Source organism: Planomonospora algeriensis (assembly GCF_977012225.1).
In genome coordinates, this window is record NZ_CDRNDK010000122.1 from 1 (window position 1) to 14,902 (window position 14,902).

Genomic DNA, 14,902 nt, shown 5'->3' on the forward strand with positions numbered 1-14,902 from the left:
CGCTGGCCGTACCTCCGCTGCGCGCCGCCCCGGCCCCGCAAGCCGTACCGGCTCCGCGAACCACCCCGGCTCCGCAGACGGGACCGGCCGCACCCGCAGGGCCGGCCGCGCGAGCCGTGTCCGACGACCCCGCCGTTCCATCGCCCGTGGACACGGCCGCCCCTTCCCGTCAGGAGGACCCGTGAGCATCCGTGTCCTGGTCGCCGACGATCATGCGGCGGTGCGCACCGGGATCGTCCTCATCCTCGGCGGCCACGACGACATCGAGGTCGTCGGCGAGGCCGCGGACGGCGAGCAGGCCGTGGCCATGGCCACGGCGCTCAGGCCGGACGTCGTGCTGATGGACGTCCGGATGCCGAAACTGGACGGGATCTCGGCCACGCGCGAGCTGAGCGGGATCGCCGACGTACTGATCCTGACCACCTTCGACGTCGACGAGTACGTCTTCGGGGCGCTGCGCGCGGGAGCCGCCGGATTCCTGCTCAAGAACACCGACGCCGACGCCCTGGTGGAGGCCGTCCGGGTGGTGGCCCGGGGCGACGGCCTCATCTCGCCCGCCGTCACCCGGCGGCTGATCTCGGAATTCCGGTCGTCCGTCCCCCGGCGGGGACCCCGCGAGGTCGAGAGCTTGACGCCACGCGAGCGCGAGGTGCTGGCGTGCATCGGGCGGGGGCTGTCGAACGCGGAGATCGCCCGCGAGCTGGACATGGCGGAGGCGACCACGAAGACCCACGTCAGCCGGTTGCTGAACAAGCTGGGCCTCCGCAGCCGCGTCCAGGCCGCGATCCTCGCCCAGGAGCTCGCGGAGGAGTTCTGAGACCACCGGGCCGACATCCGGAACCACCGAGCAGACTCCCGGGAGCCGGGTAGACGCCCGGAACCGCCGAGCAGTCGCCCGGGGAGCCGGATAGACGCCCGGGAAGCGGGTGGGCGTCGAGAGCCGGGCGTGCCCCTGGGAGTCCCGGGTGGGCACCGGGGAACCCGCGTCTCAGGCGTCCCCGGGCTTCTCCTCGGCGGGCACGTACAGGGAGAGCGTCTCGGCGATGCAAGCGGGCTTGGCCCGGCCCTCGACCTCGACCGTCATCTTCATCTTCGACAGGTAGCCCGAGGGCGTGCCCTTGAGGTCGGTGAGCTCGGCTCCGCACCGCACCCGCGCGCCCACCGGGACCGGGGAGGGGAAGCGGACCTTGTCGAGGCCGTAGTTGATGCCCATGGCCAGGCCGTCCACCCGGAACAGCTCCATCATGAACGACGGCAGCAGCGACAGGCTCAGGTAGCCGTGGGCGATGGTCCCGCCGAACGGGCCCCCTGCCGCGGCCTCGACGTCGACGTGGATCCACTGGTGGTCGCCGGTGGCGTCGGCGAACAGGTTCACCTGCTCCTGGGTCACCGTCCGCCACTCGCTGTGGCCGAGGTGCTCGCCGACCGCGGACTTGAGCTCCTGGATGTTCGAGAAGATCCTCATTCTGGAACTTTATTCCGTTCCGGGGATCACGGGAAGACTCGCCACCGCGAGCCCTCTCCCGCCGCCTTCCTCCATGTCGGACGACGCCGGCACCGCGATCGGCGGCATGACCGCGGTGGACCGGCACCGGTTCCCGGTCATCGAGCGGAACGGCCGAGACCGGTTGTCCCGCTATCGGGACCGCCCTGAGACCGGAGGCGCTTATCCTTCGGGGGAAGCCCCGGAAACCGACAAAGGGAACGCCGACCTTCATGTGGCCTCCATCATCTCCCCAGGACCCGCAAGGCCAGCAGCCCCCTGCCGGGCCCGGGCAGCCTCCCGCGGACCCCTGGCAGCCCCAGCACCACGGGCCTCAAGGGCAGCAGCCGCCTTACGCGCCTCAAGGACAGCAGCCCTTCCACAGCCAGCAGCCGCCCTACGGACCCCAGGGACAGCAGTCCCCGTACGCACCCCAGGGACAGCAGCCGCCTTACGCGCCCCAAGGACAGCAGCCCTTCCACAGCCAGCAGCCGCCCTACAGCGGGCAGACGATCCCCGGTGGCTGGTCCCAGCCGCCGGCCAGGCCGCCCGGGCGCAGGTCGCTCTGGCCCTGGACCCTGGGTGGAGCCGTCGTGGTCTTCGTCGCCCTGGCAGTGGTGTTCGCCCTGCTCCCCGATGATCCGGCAGCCACCAGAGCCGCCTCGGGCGCGCCGTCCAGCGCCGCCTCGGCCGCGCCGTCCGGTGCCCCTTCGACCGCACCGTCGACGCAGCCGGAGGACCCTGCCGAGGATCCCTCGCAGGCCTCCGTCTCGAATGAACCGACCGCTCCGGCCTCGGGTGGCCGGCTCATCAAGGCCGCCGACGGCAAGAGCCAGATCACCGTCCCGAACGACTGGAAGAAGCTGGCCCTGCTGGACAGCGCCGGCATCCAGCAGGGCAACACGGTCAAAGAGCAGTACCTGATGGTGATCAGCGAGAGCGCTTCCGGCTTCGACTTCGATCTGGGCGGTTACGCCGAGGCCGTCACCGAGAAGCTGCAGGCGAGCCTGACCGATCCCGTCCTCGGCGAGTACCGGTCGCTTTTCGTCAACGGCGCCCCGGCCCGTCAGTACGAGCTGCGCGGCACGACCCAGGGCCTCGACATCGTCTACTGGGTGACGTTCGTGGAGGGTGAGCAGAGCTTCCACCAGGTCATCGCCTGGACCCTGGCGGACCGGAGCGACATCCACGGCCCGCTGCTGCGTCAGGTCTCGGCGACCTTCAAGGAAGTCGCCGGCGCATAGCCGTACAGGGTTGACCATCTTTAAACGCTTAACTAAATTGATGTAGGACATGGAGAACGGCTACTCGCTGCTGGACAGCACGATGTACGCGTTGATCGTGCGGCTCGGCTCCCACAAGCGCCAGATCGCCGCAGGCCTGGAGAGACTGGGCCTGCGGCTGGGCCAGGAGGTCTACCTGGCCCAGCTCTGGCGCCGAGACGGGCTCTGCCAGGGCGAGCTGGCCGAGCGCACGAAGGTGACGGCGGCCAACATCACGCAGGTGCTGCGCGGCCTGGAGAAGCAGGGCCTGGTGGTACGGCGTCGCGACGACGGGGACGCCCGGGTCCAGCGGGCCTGGCTGACCGATGCCGGGCGCGCGCTGGAGCGGCCGGTGACGGAGGTCTGGCACGACGCGGAGACCGCCTGGCTGGCGAGTCTGACCCCGACCCAGCGCAAGGCCATCGCTCGACTGCTCTGACCCTTCTCGCCCCTTCATTGCAAGGCATGCCCATTAAGTTAAGTGGTTAAGGAGTTTTGATGGACCTGGGACTGAAGGACCGCACCGTCGTCGTGACCGGGGCCTCCGGTGGCATCGGACGGGAGATCGCCCGCGGCTATGCGGCCGAGGGAGCCCACGTGATCCTCACCTACCGGAGCGCCCCCGAGGAGGCCGACGCGCTCGCCCGGGAGATCGGCGGGCTCGCGCTGCCGTACGACCTGGGCGATCCCGGCTCGGCGGAGACCCTGGTCGCCGGGGTTCTGGAGCGGATGGGCGGGATCGACGTGCTGGTCAACAACGCCGTCCGCTGGGGCGGCCGTCCGCCGGGACCGGACGGTTCTTTCGAGGACGTGCCCGACGCCGAGTGGGTGGAGGTGCTCAGGCACAATGTCGAGGGAGCCCTGCGGCTCAGCCGCCTGGTCGCCCCCGGCATGAGGGAACGCGGCTTCGGCCGCTTCGTCCATGTCTCCTCGGGTGTCGTCACCGAGGGCATGATCGGCGGCGAGTACTACGCGGCGGCCAAGGGCGCGCTGCACGGCTTCAGCCGCTCGGCCGCCTTCAGCCTCGGCCGCGACGGTGACGTCCTGTCCAACGTCGTCATGCCGGGCTTCACCCGGACCGCCCGCAACGAGGCGATGGCCGAAGCCGTGGGCCACCACTACAGCGCCCGCGCCCCGATCGGCCGACTGCTGGACGCCGCCGAGGTCGCCAACGCCGTCGTCTACCTGGGCTCGGCCGCCAACACCGGCATCACCGGCCAGGTCATCGCGGTGACCGGAGGCGTGTGACCCGCGCACCGCCGGATGTCCCTCAGAGCCGTGGAAACGCCTTGCCCGGCCCGCGGAACACCGCGAGGATGCGCAGGTGATCCACTACACCGACGCCGTCGGCGCCGTCCGCGCCGAGCAGTTGCAAGGTTTCTTCGTCGGCTGGCCCAGGGCCGCCTCCCCTGAGCAGCATCTGGCGGTCCTCCGCGGCAGCCACCGTGTCGTCGTCGCGGTCGACGACGGCACGGACCGCGTCGTCGGATTCGTCAACATGATCAGCGACGGGGTCCTGACCGCCTACATCCCCTGGCTGGAGGTCCTGCCCGAATACCAGGGGTGGGGGATCGGCACGGAGCTGATGCGCCGGATCCTCGACGCGGCCGATCACCTCTACTCGGTCGATCTGCTCTGCGAGGCCCCGCTCCAGCCGTACTACGAGCGGTTCGGCATGCTCCCGGTCCCCGGGATGAGCCGCCTGCGCCGCTCCGCCCTCGACGGCCGGCCCGCCCCGGACGGGCCCGCACGCGACTGATCCCCCGTACGGTCTCCGACCGCTTCCCTCCAGGTCGATCCCCCGGTCGATCCCCCGGCCGATCCCCCGGTCGATCAGCCCGAAGCCCTCCTGCGGTCTCACTCGAGGAACTCCAGCAGCCGCCGGTTCAGCTCCTCCGGCCGCCAGGCCGGAGCGGCGTGGTGCGACACGCCCGCCAGCGTCACCGTGCGGGCCTGCGGCATCAGCCGCCGCACCCCCGCGACCAGCCTGCGGACGTCGTGTGCCCGGCTGCGCTCCGCCGGCAGGACGAGCGTCGGAGTCTCCGAGGCCCGTAGCCGGGCGGCGTCCGGGCGGCGCCCTACGACGACCTTGGAGCTGGGGAAGTCCACCGCGCCCGACACGTAGAGCCGCAGCCACGCGGGATCGAGGGGCGCTCCGTCCGTCTCCCAGTCGATGAAGACACGCACCCGCCCGGCGGTCGGCCGCAGCAGCACCGGCAGGGCGTGCGCCAGGTAGCGGGGGCTGAACCCGGTGAAGCACCGAGTGGGGTCGATGAGCGCGAGCCTGCGCACCCGCTGCGGCGCGTGCAGCGCGAAGCCGAGGGCCAGCTCTCCCCCGGACGAGTGACCGCACAGGTCCGCGCGGTCGAGCCCGAGTCCCTCGAACGTCGACTCCAGCCAGTCCATCAGATCGCGTTGGTCGCGGATCGGCCGGCCGTCATGGACGCTGCGGCCGGGCTCCCCGATCTGGTCGACCGCGTACACCCGATGCGCGGAGCCGAGAGCGGCGACGTTGGCGAACCAGACGGCCGAGGTGGCCCCGCCGCCATGCAGCAGGACCAGCGGATTCCCCTCCCGCGGCCCGCAGACCTGCACCCGGGTGGTGCCGTAGGCGGAGCGGACGTCGATCGGTTCGGTGGTGATCGGCCACTGCTCCAGGACGGCCTGGTAGGCGGCGAGGAAACGTTTCTCCGCCTCCGGCGTCCGGAAGGCGGGGGTGGCGGACGTGGCTCCGGTCATGGGCACTCCGATCTGTTCGGGGAGTCCGATCACCACTTCTGATCGGCGGGCAGGCGCGGCGGGGACCCGCCGGCGGGACGCACGGGCGTCATCCGTCCGCGGGCGCGAACTGGTCCCCGCCGACGACGCGGAGCAGTTCGAGCCGGGCGACGTCGTCGCTCCCCGGCGGCGGGGTGAAGACGACCAGACGCTGGTCCTCCTCCGGAGCGAGCAGGACCTCGCAGTCCAGCTCGACCGGCCCGACCAGCGGGTGGAGGAGCCGCATGCGGCTGCGGCGGCGGACGGCGACCTCGTGCAGTTCCCAGAGCACGCGGAACTCCTCACTGGCCTCGCCGAGCCGGCGGACCAGCCGGGCCGCGACGGGGTCGCCCGGCCTGCGGGCGACGGCCGCGCGCAGGTCGGCGACGTGCATCCGGCTGTAGTGCCCGTGCTCGCCGGCCGGGTACGGCGCGCGCGCCCCGGGATCGGTGAACCAGCGCCAGACCAGGTTGCGGCCGTGCTCCGACACCGTGCACACCCCGCCGAGCAGAGCCCGGGCCATCGCGTTCTGAGCGAGCACGTCACCGAGATCACCGACCACCTGCGCCGGGGTGTCGGTGAGCCGGTCGAGCAGGTGAAGGAGACCCGGCCGGACGTGCTCGCCCGCGTGCCGGCCGGCCGGTGGGCGATGCCCCGCCAGCAGGTAGAGATGATCTCTCTCGTCGGTGTCCAGCCGGAGGGCGCGGACGAGCGAGGCCAGTGTCTGCACCGACGGCTGGGGGCTGCGGCGCTGCTCCATACGGACGTAGTAGTCAACCGACATCCCGGCCAGCTGGGCCACTTCCTCGCGCCGCAGGCCGGGCGTGCGGCGCCTGGGGCCGCCGGGGAGCCCGGCCTCCTCCGGCCGCAGCCTCTCGCGGGAGCGGCGCAGGAACCCGGCGAGCTCCTGACGGTTCATCGGCATGCCGTGATCATCCCAAATCGATCAGGATCCAGCCAGGGACCGCCGATCCCCCGGAGAGACGGTCCTCTTCTCAACCCTCCAGGACGGCGGCAGTGTCTCCGGCATCCCGGTGTTCCGGGTGTGGAACCGCCTCTCGCCCGGACTCGACCGGACCTCGGCCGCATCCGCACCGGGGCCGTCGAACCGAACACGAAGGAGCCGTCAATGCCTGTCGTCACCGTCGGAAACGCCCAGGTCCACTACACCCGTACCGGCACCGGCCCGGCCCTCGTCCTGGTGCACGGCACCGGCTCCGCGGGCGCCGAGCTGACGTGGGGCGGGATCACCCACCGGTTCGCCGACCGGCACACGGTGATCACGCCCGACCTGTCCGGAACCGACCGGACCTCCGACGACGGTGCACCGCTCACCGTCGAAGGCCTCGCCGAGCAGGTCGCGGCCGTCATCGAGGATGCCGCGGATGCCGAGCGCGCGGAGGGTACTGCGGACGCCGGAGCGGGCCCGGCGGCCGACGTCCTCGGCTTCTCGATGGGCGCGCCGGTGGCCGCCGCGCTCGCGGCCTCCCGTCCCGACCTGGTGCGGCGGCTGATCCTGGTCGCCGGATGGATCCGTACGGACTCCGACGAGTACATGCGGAACCTGTTCGCCTTGTGGCGGCGGCTGGGGAGCGTGGACGCCGAGGCGTTCGGCCGGAGCGTCACGATGACCGGGTTCAGCCGGGACTTCCTCAACACGATCGGCAGGGAGGAGGTCGAGAGGCTGGTGCCGAACCTGCCGCCGACTCCCGGAACACTGCGCCACGTCGACCTGGACGCACGCGTGGACATCCGCCGGCTGTTGCCCCTCATCCAGGCGGAGACCCTGGTCGTCGGCTGCTCCCAGGACGCCACCGTCCCGGTGGGCAACAGCCGGGATCTGCACGCGGCGATCCCCGGCAGCGCCTACGCCGAGATCGACGCGGGGCACGTCGCCTTCTTCGAGAAGCCGGACGAGTTCACCGGACTCGTCCGGGACTTCCTCGCCCGGGACTCCGCCCCCGCCCTGTGACCTCCGCTCCGGCCCTGTGACCTCCACCCCGACCCCGCGACCTTCCCCCGGTTCCTTGACCTGCCTGCAGCCCACTCCGCCCACCGGATGTCCCTAGACTCCCGGCCATGGACTTGCGGCAGCTCACGGACGAGGTCGAGGCGGTCTCCGATGCCTACGCGCTCAGACACGGCATCACCCGGGACTCCACCTGGTTCCTGCTGAAGCTCCAGGAGGAGGTCGGCGAACTGACGCAGGTGTTCCTCATGCGCGCCGGTCAGTCCCGGGACAAGGGGTACTCGCGTGAGGAACTGGAGTCCGGCTTCCGCTCCGAGCTCGCCGACGTCCTCTCCCACGTCCTGCTGATGGCCCGGCACCACGGTGTCGATCTGGAGGCCGAGGTCGCCCGGAAGTGGCTGCCGTGGCACCCGGACCGGCTCTCCGCGCAGGGCGGGAACGAGCAGTGACGGCGCTCGGAGGGCTCGGCGGCCGCCGCGGAACTTGACGACCTTCGCGGAAGGTGAAGACTGTGTCGCCATGGAACTCGTCGGGAAGATCACCGCAGACCGTCCGTTGCTCGTGGTCGCGGTCAAGGAAGAGGCGCAGTCCCTCGACACGGACCTGCCGGTGCTGCTCACCGGCATAGGCAAGGTCGACGCCGCGATCGCGCTGGCCACCGTACTCGCCCGCGAGCCCCGCCCCTCCCAGATCGTCAACCTGGGTACGGCGGGGGCCCTGCGTCCGGGGTGGACCGGCACCCACGTCATCGGCACCGTGATCCAGCACGACCTGGACACCGACCTGCTGCGCGCCCTCACCGGCGAGACCTACGGGGCGGCCCTGACCCTGGACGCGGACGGCGGCCCGGTCCTGGCGACCGGTGACGCCTTCATCGCGGACGAGGCCGCACGCGAGCGCCTCGCGGCCCGGGCGCATCTGGTCGACATGGAGGGTTACGCCCTGGCGGCGGCCGCGGGCCGGGCCGGCGTGCCGATCCGCATCGTCAAGCACGTCAGCGACGACGCGGGCGACGGCGCGGCGAGGAGCTGGCGCGAGTCGGTGGCCGACTGCGCCCGCGCCCTGGCCGACTGGACCGCCCGCCACCTGGACCCGTGCCCCTGACACCCCGGTGCTATCCGATGGCCGCCAGCCCGGGCAGGACCAGGTTCATGGTCTTGTCGGGGTAGCAGGCCAGCTGCCGGGCCTTTCCGGTCTCGAGGTCGACCGCGTAGGCCCTGGTCTCCGTACCTAGGTGGAGGATCGTGATCTCCGCGCCGCTCCGCCAGAGGGAGGTGCCCGTGATGCCGCCGTCCTTCGGCAGCCCCCGGATCGCGACCCGCCGCAGGATCCGCCCGGTCCTGGCGTCGAGGAGGGTGAGCGTGTGCTTCTCGAGGCCGCGCGCCTTGAAGTCGAAGGCGGCCACCGTACGGCCGTCCGGAGCGAGTTCGCTGAACATGATGAACGTGCCGTCGAAGCGCACCGGTGCGCCTCCACCGGTGACGGGCATCAGCCACAGGTCGGTCTTGACGTACCGGACCAGCTCGGCGACGCCGTCCTTGACGCCGACCGTCTCGAACTTGCCGTTCACCGACATCTTCCTGCCGGTCCGCATGTCGATCAGCAGCCCGGGATCCTTCGTCCCCTCCCGCGGGTCGAAGACCACGTAGCGGCCGTCGTCGGAGACCACGAGCATGGAGCCGATGCCGATCCGTTCCTCCTCCACCCTGACGGGGGAGACCGTCTCGGAGCCGTTCACCAGGTCGCGGACCACATGCGCCTGAGCCTGCCGGCTGTAGTAGGCGAGCATGCGCCCGTCCCGGCTGATCGCGACGGGGACGCGCCGGTCCTCGGTGTTCCAGACGAGTGCCTGCCGTACCCGGTAGGTCGTGCCGGCTCCGGTGACCACCCGCCACTCGACGGCGCTGCAGTCCGGGGGGCGCTCCGGGTCCCGGTCGACCTTGCAGGACGTCAGGTACGCGTGGCTGAGCACGCCCACCTTGCCTCCGGGCAGATCGGGCACCGCGTCCGCGTCCACGCGCTGCGACGTGGCCGTGTCGGCGCGCTGTGACATGGCCGTGTCGGCGGCGTCGGCCGGGGCGCCGCCGCGCGGTCCCGGCAGCGTCACGGCCGCCGCCACCGCGCCGAACGTCGCGACGCCGTGGCCGCGGCCAGCGCCAGGGTGACGCGCCGCCTGCGCCGATGGCCGGTGATGACCAGGTCGGCCAGGTTCACCGGAGGGGCCTCGGCGGCGATCTCGTCCAGCGCTTCGTGCAACCTGGTCATCGGACCGCCTCCCTGATCTCGGAATCGGACAGCAGGTGCGCCAGCTCGGGCGCGAGCGCGCGCAGACGGGCCAGCGCGTGATGGGCCTGGCTCTTGACCGTGCCCACCGAGCACCCGAGCGTCTCGGCCGTCTGCACCTCGGTGAGGTCCATCCAGAAGCGCAGCACGATCACGGCACGCTGCTTGGGCGTCAGCCTGGCCAGCGCCTGGCGCAGCACGATCCGGTCGAGGGAGGCGTCCTCGTGGGAGACGCCGTGTTCCGGAGGGTCGGCGCTCGGCGACTCGGGGCGCGGCCGGCGCCACCAGGAGATGTACTGGTTGACCAGCGCCTTGCGCGTGTACGCCTCCGGACTGCCGTCCCTGGAGAGCTTGGGCCACCGCCCCGCGACTTTGATCAGGACGCTCTGCAGCAGGTCCTCCGCGAGATGGGCGTCCCCCGTGAGCAGGTACGCGGTCCGCATCAGCGCCTGCTGGCGGGCGAGCACGAACTCGCGGAAGCCGTCGTGATGGTTCAAGGTGATCTCCTCTCACCCGTTCCCAACGCGAGCCGCCCGGCGAATGGTTGTAGTCCGTCGCCCGCTTTCCGGCGAAGCCGCCCGATCACCGCGCGGTGGTCAGGCGACCGCGGCGCGGGTCACGTCGTACGGGTCCCAGTCGAGGTCCCAGAAGGCGCCGAGGCCGTGGTCCTGGATGAAACGGTGTTCGCTGGAGTGGATGGGATGGCAACCGGTGATGCTGACTCCTCCACCGGATCGGCCATCTCGAGCTGCGACTTCAGAGAACGCTCGACGGCCGCTCGGCCTCGACATCCGTGGTATCGGGCGTGGGATGACTCGTGATTTTCGCCACCGAGGACGATTCCGATCGGTCGCGCCGGGTCGCGACGACCAGGAGAACCGCGCCCAGAAGATATGAGAGGCCGAGCCAGACGGACGATGGCGCTTCGATGTACAAGAAAGAATCACCGGAGCCGTCAAAGTCGCGAGTTATCCTCCTGGATGCGGCAAGCCAGTTGTGCATGACCGTACCGAGAACGTTGACCAGTCCCAGGGACCCGACCAGTCCGGCGGCCAGGAGGCTTACCCGGCCCCGCCACCGGCCGCCGGCGACGGCGGCCGCTCCGGATATCAACGAGGGGACTGCGAATATCAGAATGAAAGCATCCACCAGGAGAAGCAGCCTGTACGCCTCTTCCAGAGGAGAGCCGAACAAGCCCGCCAGATTGAACAATCCGATCCCGGAGTGATTACCGGTGTCTCTCCCGCAGTAGCCGGCGGACTCGCTGGCCCATCCGCAGTTCGAGGCGAACATGGTCGGCACGAAGACGAGCGACGTGGCCATGATTCGCAGCGTCAACGGTTTCATCCGATGGTCCTCCGGTCGTACTGGCATCATCCACAGGGGGCGGCCTGGAAGTATGTCATGACCTGAATGGACCGCATCAAAGGGCCATATCAGAATCGCGCCCCCGCCTTGCACGGGGAGTGCGGCCGGTCCGCCTGGAACGGCATGGGACGGCGTTGGATCGCAACCAGAACTGCGACTAGGAAGCGACCGCCGTGGTACGGCCTCTCTGTCGTGAGCGGGTGGCAGGATCATCGCCGTGACAGACATCGATGATCTCCTCTGGCGGGTGTCCGCCAAGGCGCGCACGACCATGGAGCACCTGCCTCCCCCCGCGACGGCGGAGGAAGTGACACAGGCGGAACGCATCTTGGGCTTCCAGCTTCCTGACGTGCTCGTTCGGCTCTACTGCGAGGTAGCCAACGGCGGCTTCGGTCCCGACTATCAGCTCCTGCCGCTGCTGGGTGAAGGACGTACCGCCGTGAGCGACTACCAGGAGGAGCGGGACGGTTCGGAGCCCGGCGATGACGCGCACTGGCCGCCCGACGTGCTGCCCGTCCTGGACTGGGGGTGTGGCATGTACGCCGCCGTGGACTGCCGCAGTCCGGAGGGGACCGTGCTGCTCTTCGAGCCGAACGGGATCAACGGTGACTGGCACCGCGCGTGGCACATCGACGCGGAGAGTCTGACCGACTGGCTGGAGACCTGGCTTTCGGGGACGGGCTGGTACGAGGAAGAGGCCGACGAAGACAGCGAGATGCGACCATGGGAGCCGGCCCGGCAGCGGCTGGCAGGGGAAAGGTGACCATCCCGAAGCAGCGGGTTGGAAGTGGAGCGGCAGTCGGCGACTCCGCAATACGGCGGCCTGCGGTTACGGGCTATGGCATGGTGAACGCGATGAAGATCATTCCGTGTATGTTCCGCAGCGGTTGCACCCGCATGCTCCCGGATGCGGCCGGCGCATGAAGTACGTCGACCTCAACGCCTCGATGACCCTGCCCGGTGGTGTCGTCCATGGTGTCATCAGCCCGACCGAGTACCTGGAGCGGCTTCCCGAGTTCGCCGATGTGCTGCCGGCGGGCGCCCGTGCGTTCGCGGCGGATCCCCTGCACTACGACTTCCACGGCCCGCGGTGCGTGAAGGACCTCAACCTGGAGCGGATCACGTTCGGCGAGACCGAGGGAGAGCACTTCATGGAACTCGCGTTCCGGCACAACTGCTGGAAGCACGAAGAGGACCTGGTCATCCGCTATGAAGGTGTGTCGGACTACAGACTCGACGTCGCCGCGCCCTTGGGGTTCGAGCCTCGCAGCGTGGTGATCCTCGACGAGATCCTGCCGCACCTCGACGGATGCAGCCACGAGATCGCCTTCCGGCCGGGAACGGTCATGGTGGTCTGCCGGGACCTGACCGCCACCTGGGTGGAGGCCGATTGCCCCGAGAAGCCTTCTCGCGGCTGAGACCGCCGACACCGTGCCGCGCTGGTCGGCTTTCATCCACACTGGACCAGTGCGAGGACCCTGGGTGCATACCGGCCGACTTTGGACGAACGGCGATCCCTTTCTCGCTGTCGACGCTTCCCTGCGCGGCGCGTGGCGCGGATTCAGCGACAACCAATACGACGACATTGTTGACCTTGGCCCGGAGGACACCAACATCCAGGTCGGAGTCGGTTGGGCAGCCCTCGTCGGCGCCGACGGAGTCGTCCGCGATGACAGTTGGATGGAGGTCTTCCAGGCAGAAGACGGCGGCATCGCCGTCGTACAGGCATCCGGCCCCGACTACCCGCACGTGCTGGCTGAAGCCCTCCGCTATCCGGACACCGCTGATGAAGACGGCGCCCCGCTCATCGTGCACAGCGTTCGCCTTCAAGGTGCGCTGGTACACCGAGCTAGATGAAGAGAACTGTTTTGCCCGGTGGCTGCTGATCCCTGCATGAGCCTTGTGATCCGTAAGCCCCCGAACGACGTCCAGAGGCGTCCATGGCCGTTCACCGTGCTGCTCGTCGAGACTCCGGCCGTTCGGATCCGTCCGGCTCGGTTCATGATTATCTGTTCGAGTGGCTCCCAAAGCGGCTCCCAGGATGCCGATAGATCATCAACCGTCTAAAAGATCACGTATCTGAATATCTCCACCATCGCACACGGGGCAGGTTTGACAGGAATAGGCCTGTTGTCTATCTGCTCGGCAGATCCTCAATTGGCCGTGGGATCAACTTCGGCAATCTGCTTGATGTGTTGATTTCGAATCATGATCAGCTTGGGCATATAGTGACGGAGAGCCAGCATTTCAGCGATCCCCCCAAGCAGACCGAGAGGCGCGGCGAATTCAACGACGTCGCTCATTACCGTACCTTCGTGGCCGTAAGGTCGAAAATAGTGAGCGTGGTACCAGCGTTTGAAAGGTCCTGACACCTGCTCATCGACGAAATACCCGGGGCGATCGTAAGCGCTGATCGTAGACGTCATCCGCCAACGGATACCGAAGTGTCGCGCCTGCCACGTAACGGTATCGCCCAGATTCAATTTGCCAGCGGTCACACCGCCGACCGCCTTCTCGGAGGATCCCACCATTGATGCTGTGTGAACGTCTACGTCCAGCGAGATGTCGAAGACTCGTTCCGGAGGGGCCATGACATGCGTTAAAATCTCAAAGCTTGGCATGTGTCAAGCATAATACAACGAACTTCATGGGGATCTTCTGAGTTGCTTCCTGCCTTCCCGACAGATGCTGCGCGGGAAACATAAACTGCATTAGCAACTCGGATCCTGCCCGTCCCGATCGGTTCAACCTGGACCAACGAGCTCGGCCGGTCCACCTGGAACGGCATAGGACGACGGTGAACTGCAACCCAAACCGCAACCCGAACCCGTTCGTCACTGTGCGGACGCGCACACTCCGCCCGCCTGCTCATCCCTCAGCCACTGGCAGGCCGGCGGTGATGGGCACGCCCGTGGTGATCATCCCGGAGCCGGAGTGCCCCCGCCGGAGGCATCGGGGTTCGCCGGTGCTTTCCGGCCCGCAGGCTGGATGACTCCCAGCCTGCGGGCGCTCCGCGGAGACAGGGTCATCGGGGTGAGCCATCCCTGCCGGGTCAGCACGACTTGGGCCGGCAGCGGGGTGAGCGGGTAGACCTCGATTCCCCGCGCCCAGTTCATGAGCAGACCTTCGGTTCCCTCGGAGTCGACCAGGACGATCGAGAGGCTCTGGCCGTCTTCGGCCCAGGTGTTCCAGACCGCCCAGCCTTCGGGCCTGGCCTCGACCCCGAGGCGGGCGCAGATCTCGGCGTAGCTCTCCTCCATGCCGAGGGGAACGGCGTCAGGCCGCAGGAGGACGATGCCGGCGAGGCGCAGGACCGGACGCTTCTCGTCGAGGCATCCGTCTCCGTCGAAGTGGTAGTGGCGGAGCCGGCGGGCCGCCTCGTTCACCGCTCGCTGGAGGGGGGTGGCCTCGGCGGGGTCGTCGGCGTAGGTGAGCCATCCTTCGGCGCTCGCCGCGTTGACGATCTCGCGGGCCAGGTGCTCGATGTGGCGGAGGTATTCGGGCTCACTGAGGTCGGGGCGGGGCATCGTGTCAGTGTGACATCGCGGTTCGGGCCGGAGCATGTGGGTTATCTGAACGATGGCGGGCAGCCGACAGCGATCAGGTCCTATGTCGCGGAGACGGGTGGGTTACCGGCGAGGGTGGTCTCGTGGCGGCGGCGTGGCCTATGGGCGGTGCGGTGGTAGGTACGGCGAGGCCGGTGGCCGGTGCGCGGCCCGAGTGCGGCCCCGGCCGTGACCGGCCCCCAGGCCACATGCGCGGCCGGGGTCCGCGACGCTG

20 protein-coding genes are annotated in these 14,902 nt (G+C 69.4%); 11 read left to right on the forward strand and 9 right to left on the reverse strand.

Annotation, left to right across the window (positions count from 1 at the left end):
• Positions 1-181: 181 nt before the first annotated feature.
• Positions 182-817 (forward strand): response regulator, encoded by a 636-nt coding sequence (locus ACWJ6R_RS15130; RefSeq protein ID WP_449062829.1) that lies wholly within the window; start codon positions 182-184, stop codon positions 815-817.
• Between the two features lie 171 nt (positions 818-988).
• Here the strand turns inward: ACWJ6R_RS15130 and ACWJ6R_RS15135 are convergent, their stop codons facing one another.
• Positions 989-1,465 carry a MaoC family dehydratase gene (locus ACWJ6R_RS15135; RefSeq protein ID WP_449062830.1) on the reverse strand — a complete coding sequence of 159 codons (477 nt, stop codon included), beginning with the start codon at positions 1,463-1,465 and terminating at the stop codon, positions 989-991.
• Positions 1,466-2,076: 611 nt separating this feature from the next.
• Between ACWJ6R_RS15135 and ACWJ6R_RS15140 the strand changes: the two genes are divergently transcribed.
• The 4 genes from ACWJ6R_RS15140 (at position 2,077) to ACWJ6R_RS15155 (ending at position 4,504) form a co-directional block, all read left to right on the forward strand.
• Complete coding sequence (locus ACWJ6R_RS15140; RefSeq protein ID WP_449062831.1) at positions 2,077-2,727, forward strand: hypothetical protein; 651 nt, start codon at positions 2,077-2,079, stop codon at positions 2,725-2,727.
• Between the two features lie 49 nt (positions 2,728-2,776).
• A complete protein-coding gene (locus tag ACWJ6R_RS15145; RefSeq protein ID WP_449062832.1) occupies positions 2,777-3,184 on the forward strand; it encodes a MarR family winged helix-turn-helix transcriptional regulator in 408 nt (135 codons plus the stop codon).
• A gap of 59 nt (positions 3,185-3,243) precedes the next feature.
• A complete protein-coding gene (locus ACWJ6R_RS15150; protein WP_449062833.1) occupies positions 3,244-3,993 on the forward strand; it encodes an SDR family NAD(P)-dependent oxidoreductase in 750 nt (249 codons plus the stop codon).
• 76 nt (positions 3,994-4,069) lie between these two features.
• Complete coding sequence (locus ACWJ6R_RS15155) at positions 4,070-4,504, forward strand: GNAT family N-acetyltransferase (RefSeq protein ID WP_449062834.1); 435 nt, start codon at positions 4,070-4,072, stop codon at positions 4,502-4,504.
• Between the two features lie 98 nt (positions 4,505-4,602).
• On the opposite strand, the gene ACWJ6R_RS15160 is transcribed toward ACWJ6R_RS15155, so the two are convergent.
• Positions 4,603-5,484, reverse strand: a complete 882-nt coding sequence (locus ACWJ6R_RS15160; protein WP_449062835.1) for an alpha/beta fold hydrolase — start codon at positions 5,482-5,484, stop codon at positions 4,603-4,605.
• Positions 5,485-5,572: 88 nt separating this feature from the next.
• On the reverse strand, positions 5,573-6,427 hold the full coding sequence (locus ACWJ6R_RS15165) for a helix-turn-helix transcriptional regulator (RefSeq protein WP_449062836.1): 855 nt from the start codon (positions 6,425-6,427) through the stop codon (positions 5,573-5,575).
• A 204-nt stretch (positions 6,428-6,631) separates the two neighbouring features.
• On the opposite strand from ACWJ6R_RS15165, the gene ACWJ6R_RS15170 reads away from it, so the two are divergent.
• The 3 genes from ACWJ6R_RS15170 (at position 6,632) to ACWJ6R_RS15180 (ending at position 8,575) form a co-directional block, all read left to right on the forward strand.
• Positions 6,632-7,474 (forward strand): alpha/beta fold hydrolase, encoded by an 843-nt coding sequence (locus ACWJ6R_RS15170; protein WP_449062837.1) that lies wholly within the window; start codon positions 6,632-6,634, stop codon positions 7,472-7,474.
• Positions 7,475-7,581: 107 nt separating this feature from the next.
• Positions 7,582-7,920, forward strand: a complete 339-nt coding sequence (locus ACWJ6R_RS15175) for a pyrophosphatase (protein WP_449062838.1) — start codon at positions 7,582-7,584, stop codon at positions 7,918-7,920.
• Between the two features lie 70 nt (positions 7,921-7,990).
• Entirely contained in the window at positions 7,991-8,575 is a 585-nt protein-coding gene (locus ACWJ6R_RS15180; protein ID WP_449062839.1) for a nucleosidase, read from the forward strand.
• 10 nt (positions 8,576-8,585) lie between these two features.
• Here ACWJ6R_RS15180 and ACWJ6R_RS15185 read toward each other — a convergent pair whose 3' ends face one another.
• The 4 genes from ACWJ6R_RS15185 to ACWJ6R_RS15200 form a co-directional block, all read right to left on the reverse strand.
• Positions 8,586-9,590 carry a hypothetical protein gene (locus ACWJ6R_RS15185; RefSeq protein ID WP_449062840.1) on the reverse strand — a complete coding sequence of 335 codons (1,005 nt, stop codon included), beginning with the start codon at positions 9,588-9,590 and terminating at the stop codon, positions 8,586-8,588.
• Positions 9,575-9,736 (reverse strand): hypothetical protein, encoded by a 162-nt coding sequence (locus tag ACWJ6R_RS15190; protein WP_449062841.1) that lies wholly within the window; start codon positions 9,734-9,736, stop codon positions 9,575-9,577. Before ACWJ6R_RS15190 ends, ACWJ6R_RS15185 begins: the two co-directional genes overlap by 16 nt.
• Positions 9,733-10,251: a SigE family RNA polymerase sigma factor gene (locus ACWJ6R_RS15195; RefSeq protein WP_449062842.1), complete on the reverse strand. Its 519-nt coding sequence runs from the start codon at positions 10,249-10,251 to the stop codon at positions 9,733-9,735. Before ACWJ6R_RS15195 ends, ACWJ6R_RS15190 begins: the two co-directional genes overlap by 4 nt.
• Positions 10,252-10,510: 259 nt before the next feature.
• Positions 10,511-11,077, reverse strand: coding sequence for a hypothetical protein (locus tag ACWJ6R_RS15200; RefSeq protein WP_449062843.1), 567 nt, complete (start codon positions 11,075-11,077; stop codon positions 10,511-10,513).
• 262 nt (positions 11,078-11,339) lie between these two features.
• Between ACWJ6R_RS15200 and ACWJ6R_RS15205 the strand changes: the two genes are divergently transcribed.
• The 3 genes from ACWJ6R_RS15205 (at position 11,340) to ACWJ6R_RS15215 (ending at position 12,979) form a co-directional block, all read left to right on the forward strand.
• The gene (locus tag ACWJ6R_RS15205; protein WP_449062844.1) at positions 11,340-11,885 is read left to right on the forward strand and encodes an SMI1/KNR4 family protein; all 546 of its coding nucleotides are present in this window, start codon (positions 11,340-11,342) and stop codon (positions 11,883-11,885) included.
• A 157-nt stretch (positions 11,886-12,042) separates the two neighbouring features.
• Positions 12,043-12,540 carry a hypothetical protein gene (locus ACWJ6R_RS15210; protein WP_449062845.1) on the forward strand — a complete coding sequence of 166 codons (498 nt, stop codon included), beginning with the start codon at positions 12,043-12,045 and terminating at the stop codon, positions 12,538-12,540.
• A gap of 64 nt (positions 12,541-12,604) precedes the next feature.
• Positions 12,605-12,979 (forward strand): hypothetical protein, encoded by a 375-nt coding sequence (locus ACWJ6R_RS15215; protein WP_449062846.1) that lies wholly within the window; start codon positions 12,605-12,607, stop codon positions 12,977-12,979.
• A 296-nt stretch (positions 12,980-13,275) separates the two neighbouring features.
• Here the strand turns inward: ACWJ6R_RS15215 and ACWJ6R_RS15220 are convergent, their stop codons facing one another.
• A complete protein-coding gene (locus tag ACWJ6R_RS15220; protein WP_449062847.1) occupies positions 13,276-13,743 on the reverse strand; it encodes an SRPBCC family protein in 468 nt (155 codons plus the stop codon).
• Between the two features lie 297 nt (positions 13,744-14,040).
• Positions 14,041-14,649: a hypothetical protein gene (locus ACWJ6R_RS15225; protein ID WP_449062848.1), complete on the reverse strand. Its 609-nt coding sequence runs from the start codon at positions 14,647-14,649 to the stop codon at positions 14,041-14,043.
• Positions 14,650-14,902 lie beyond the last annotated feature (253 nt).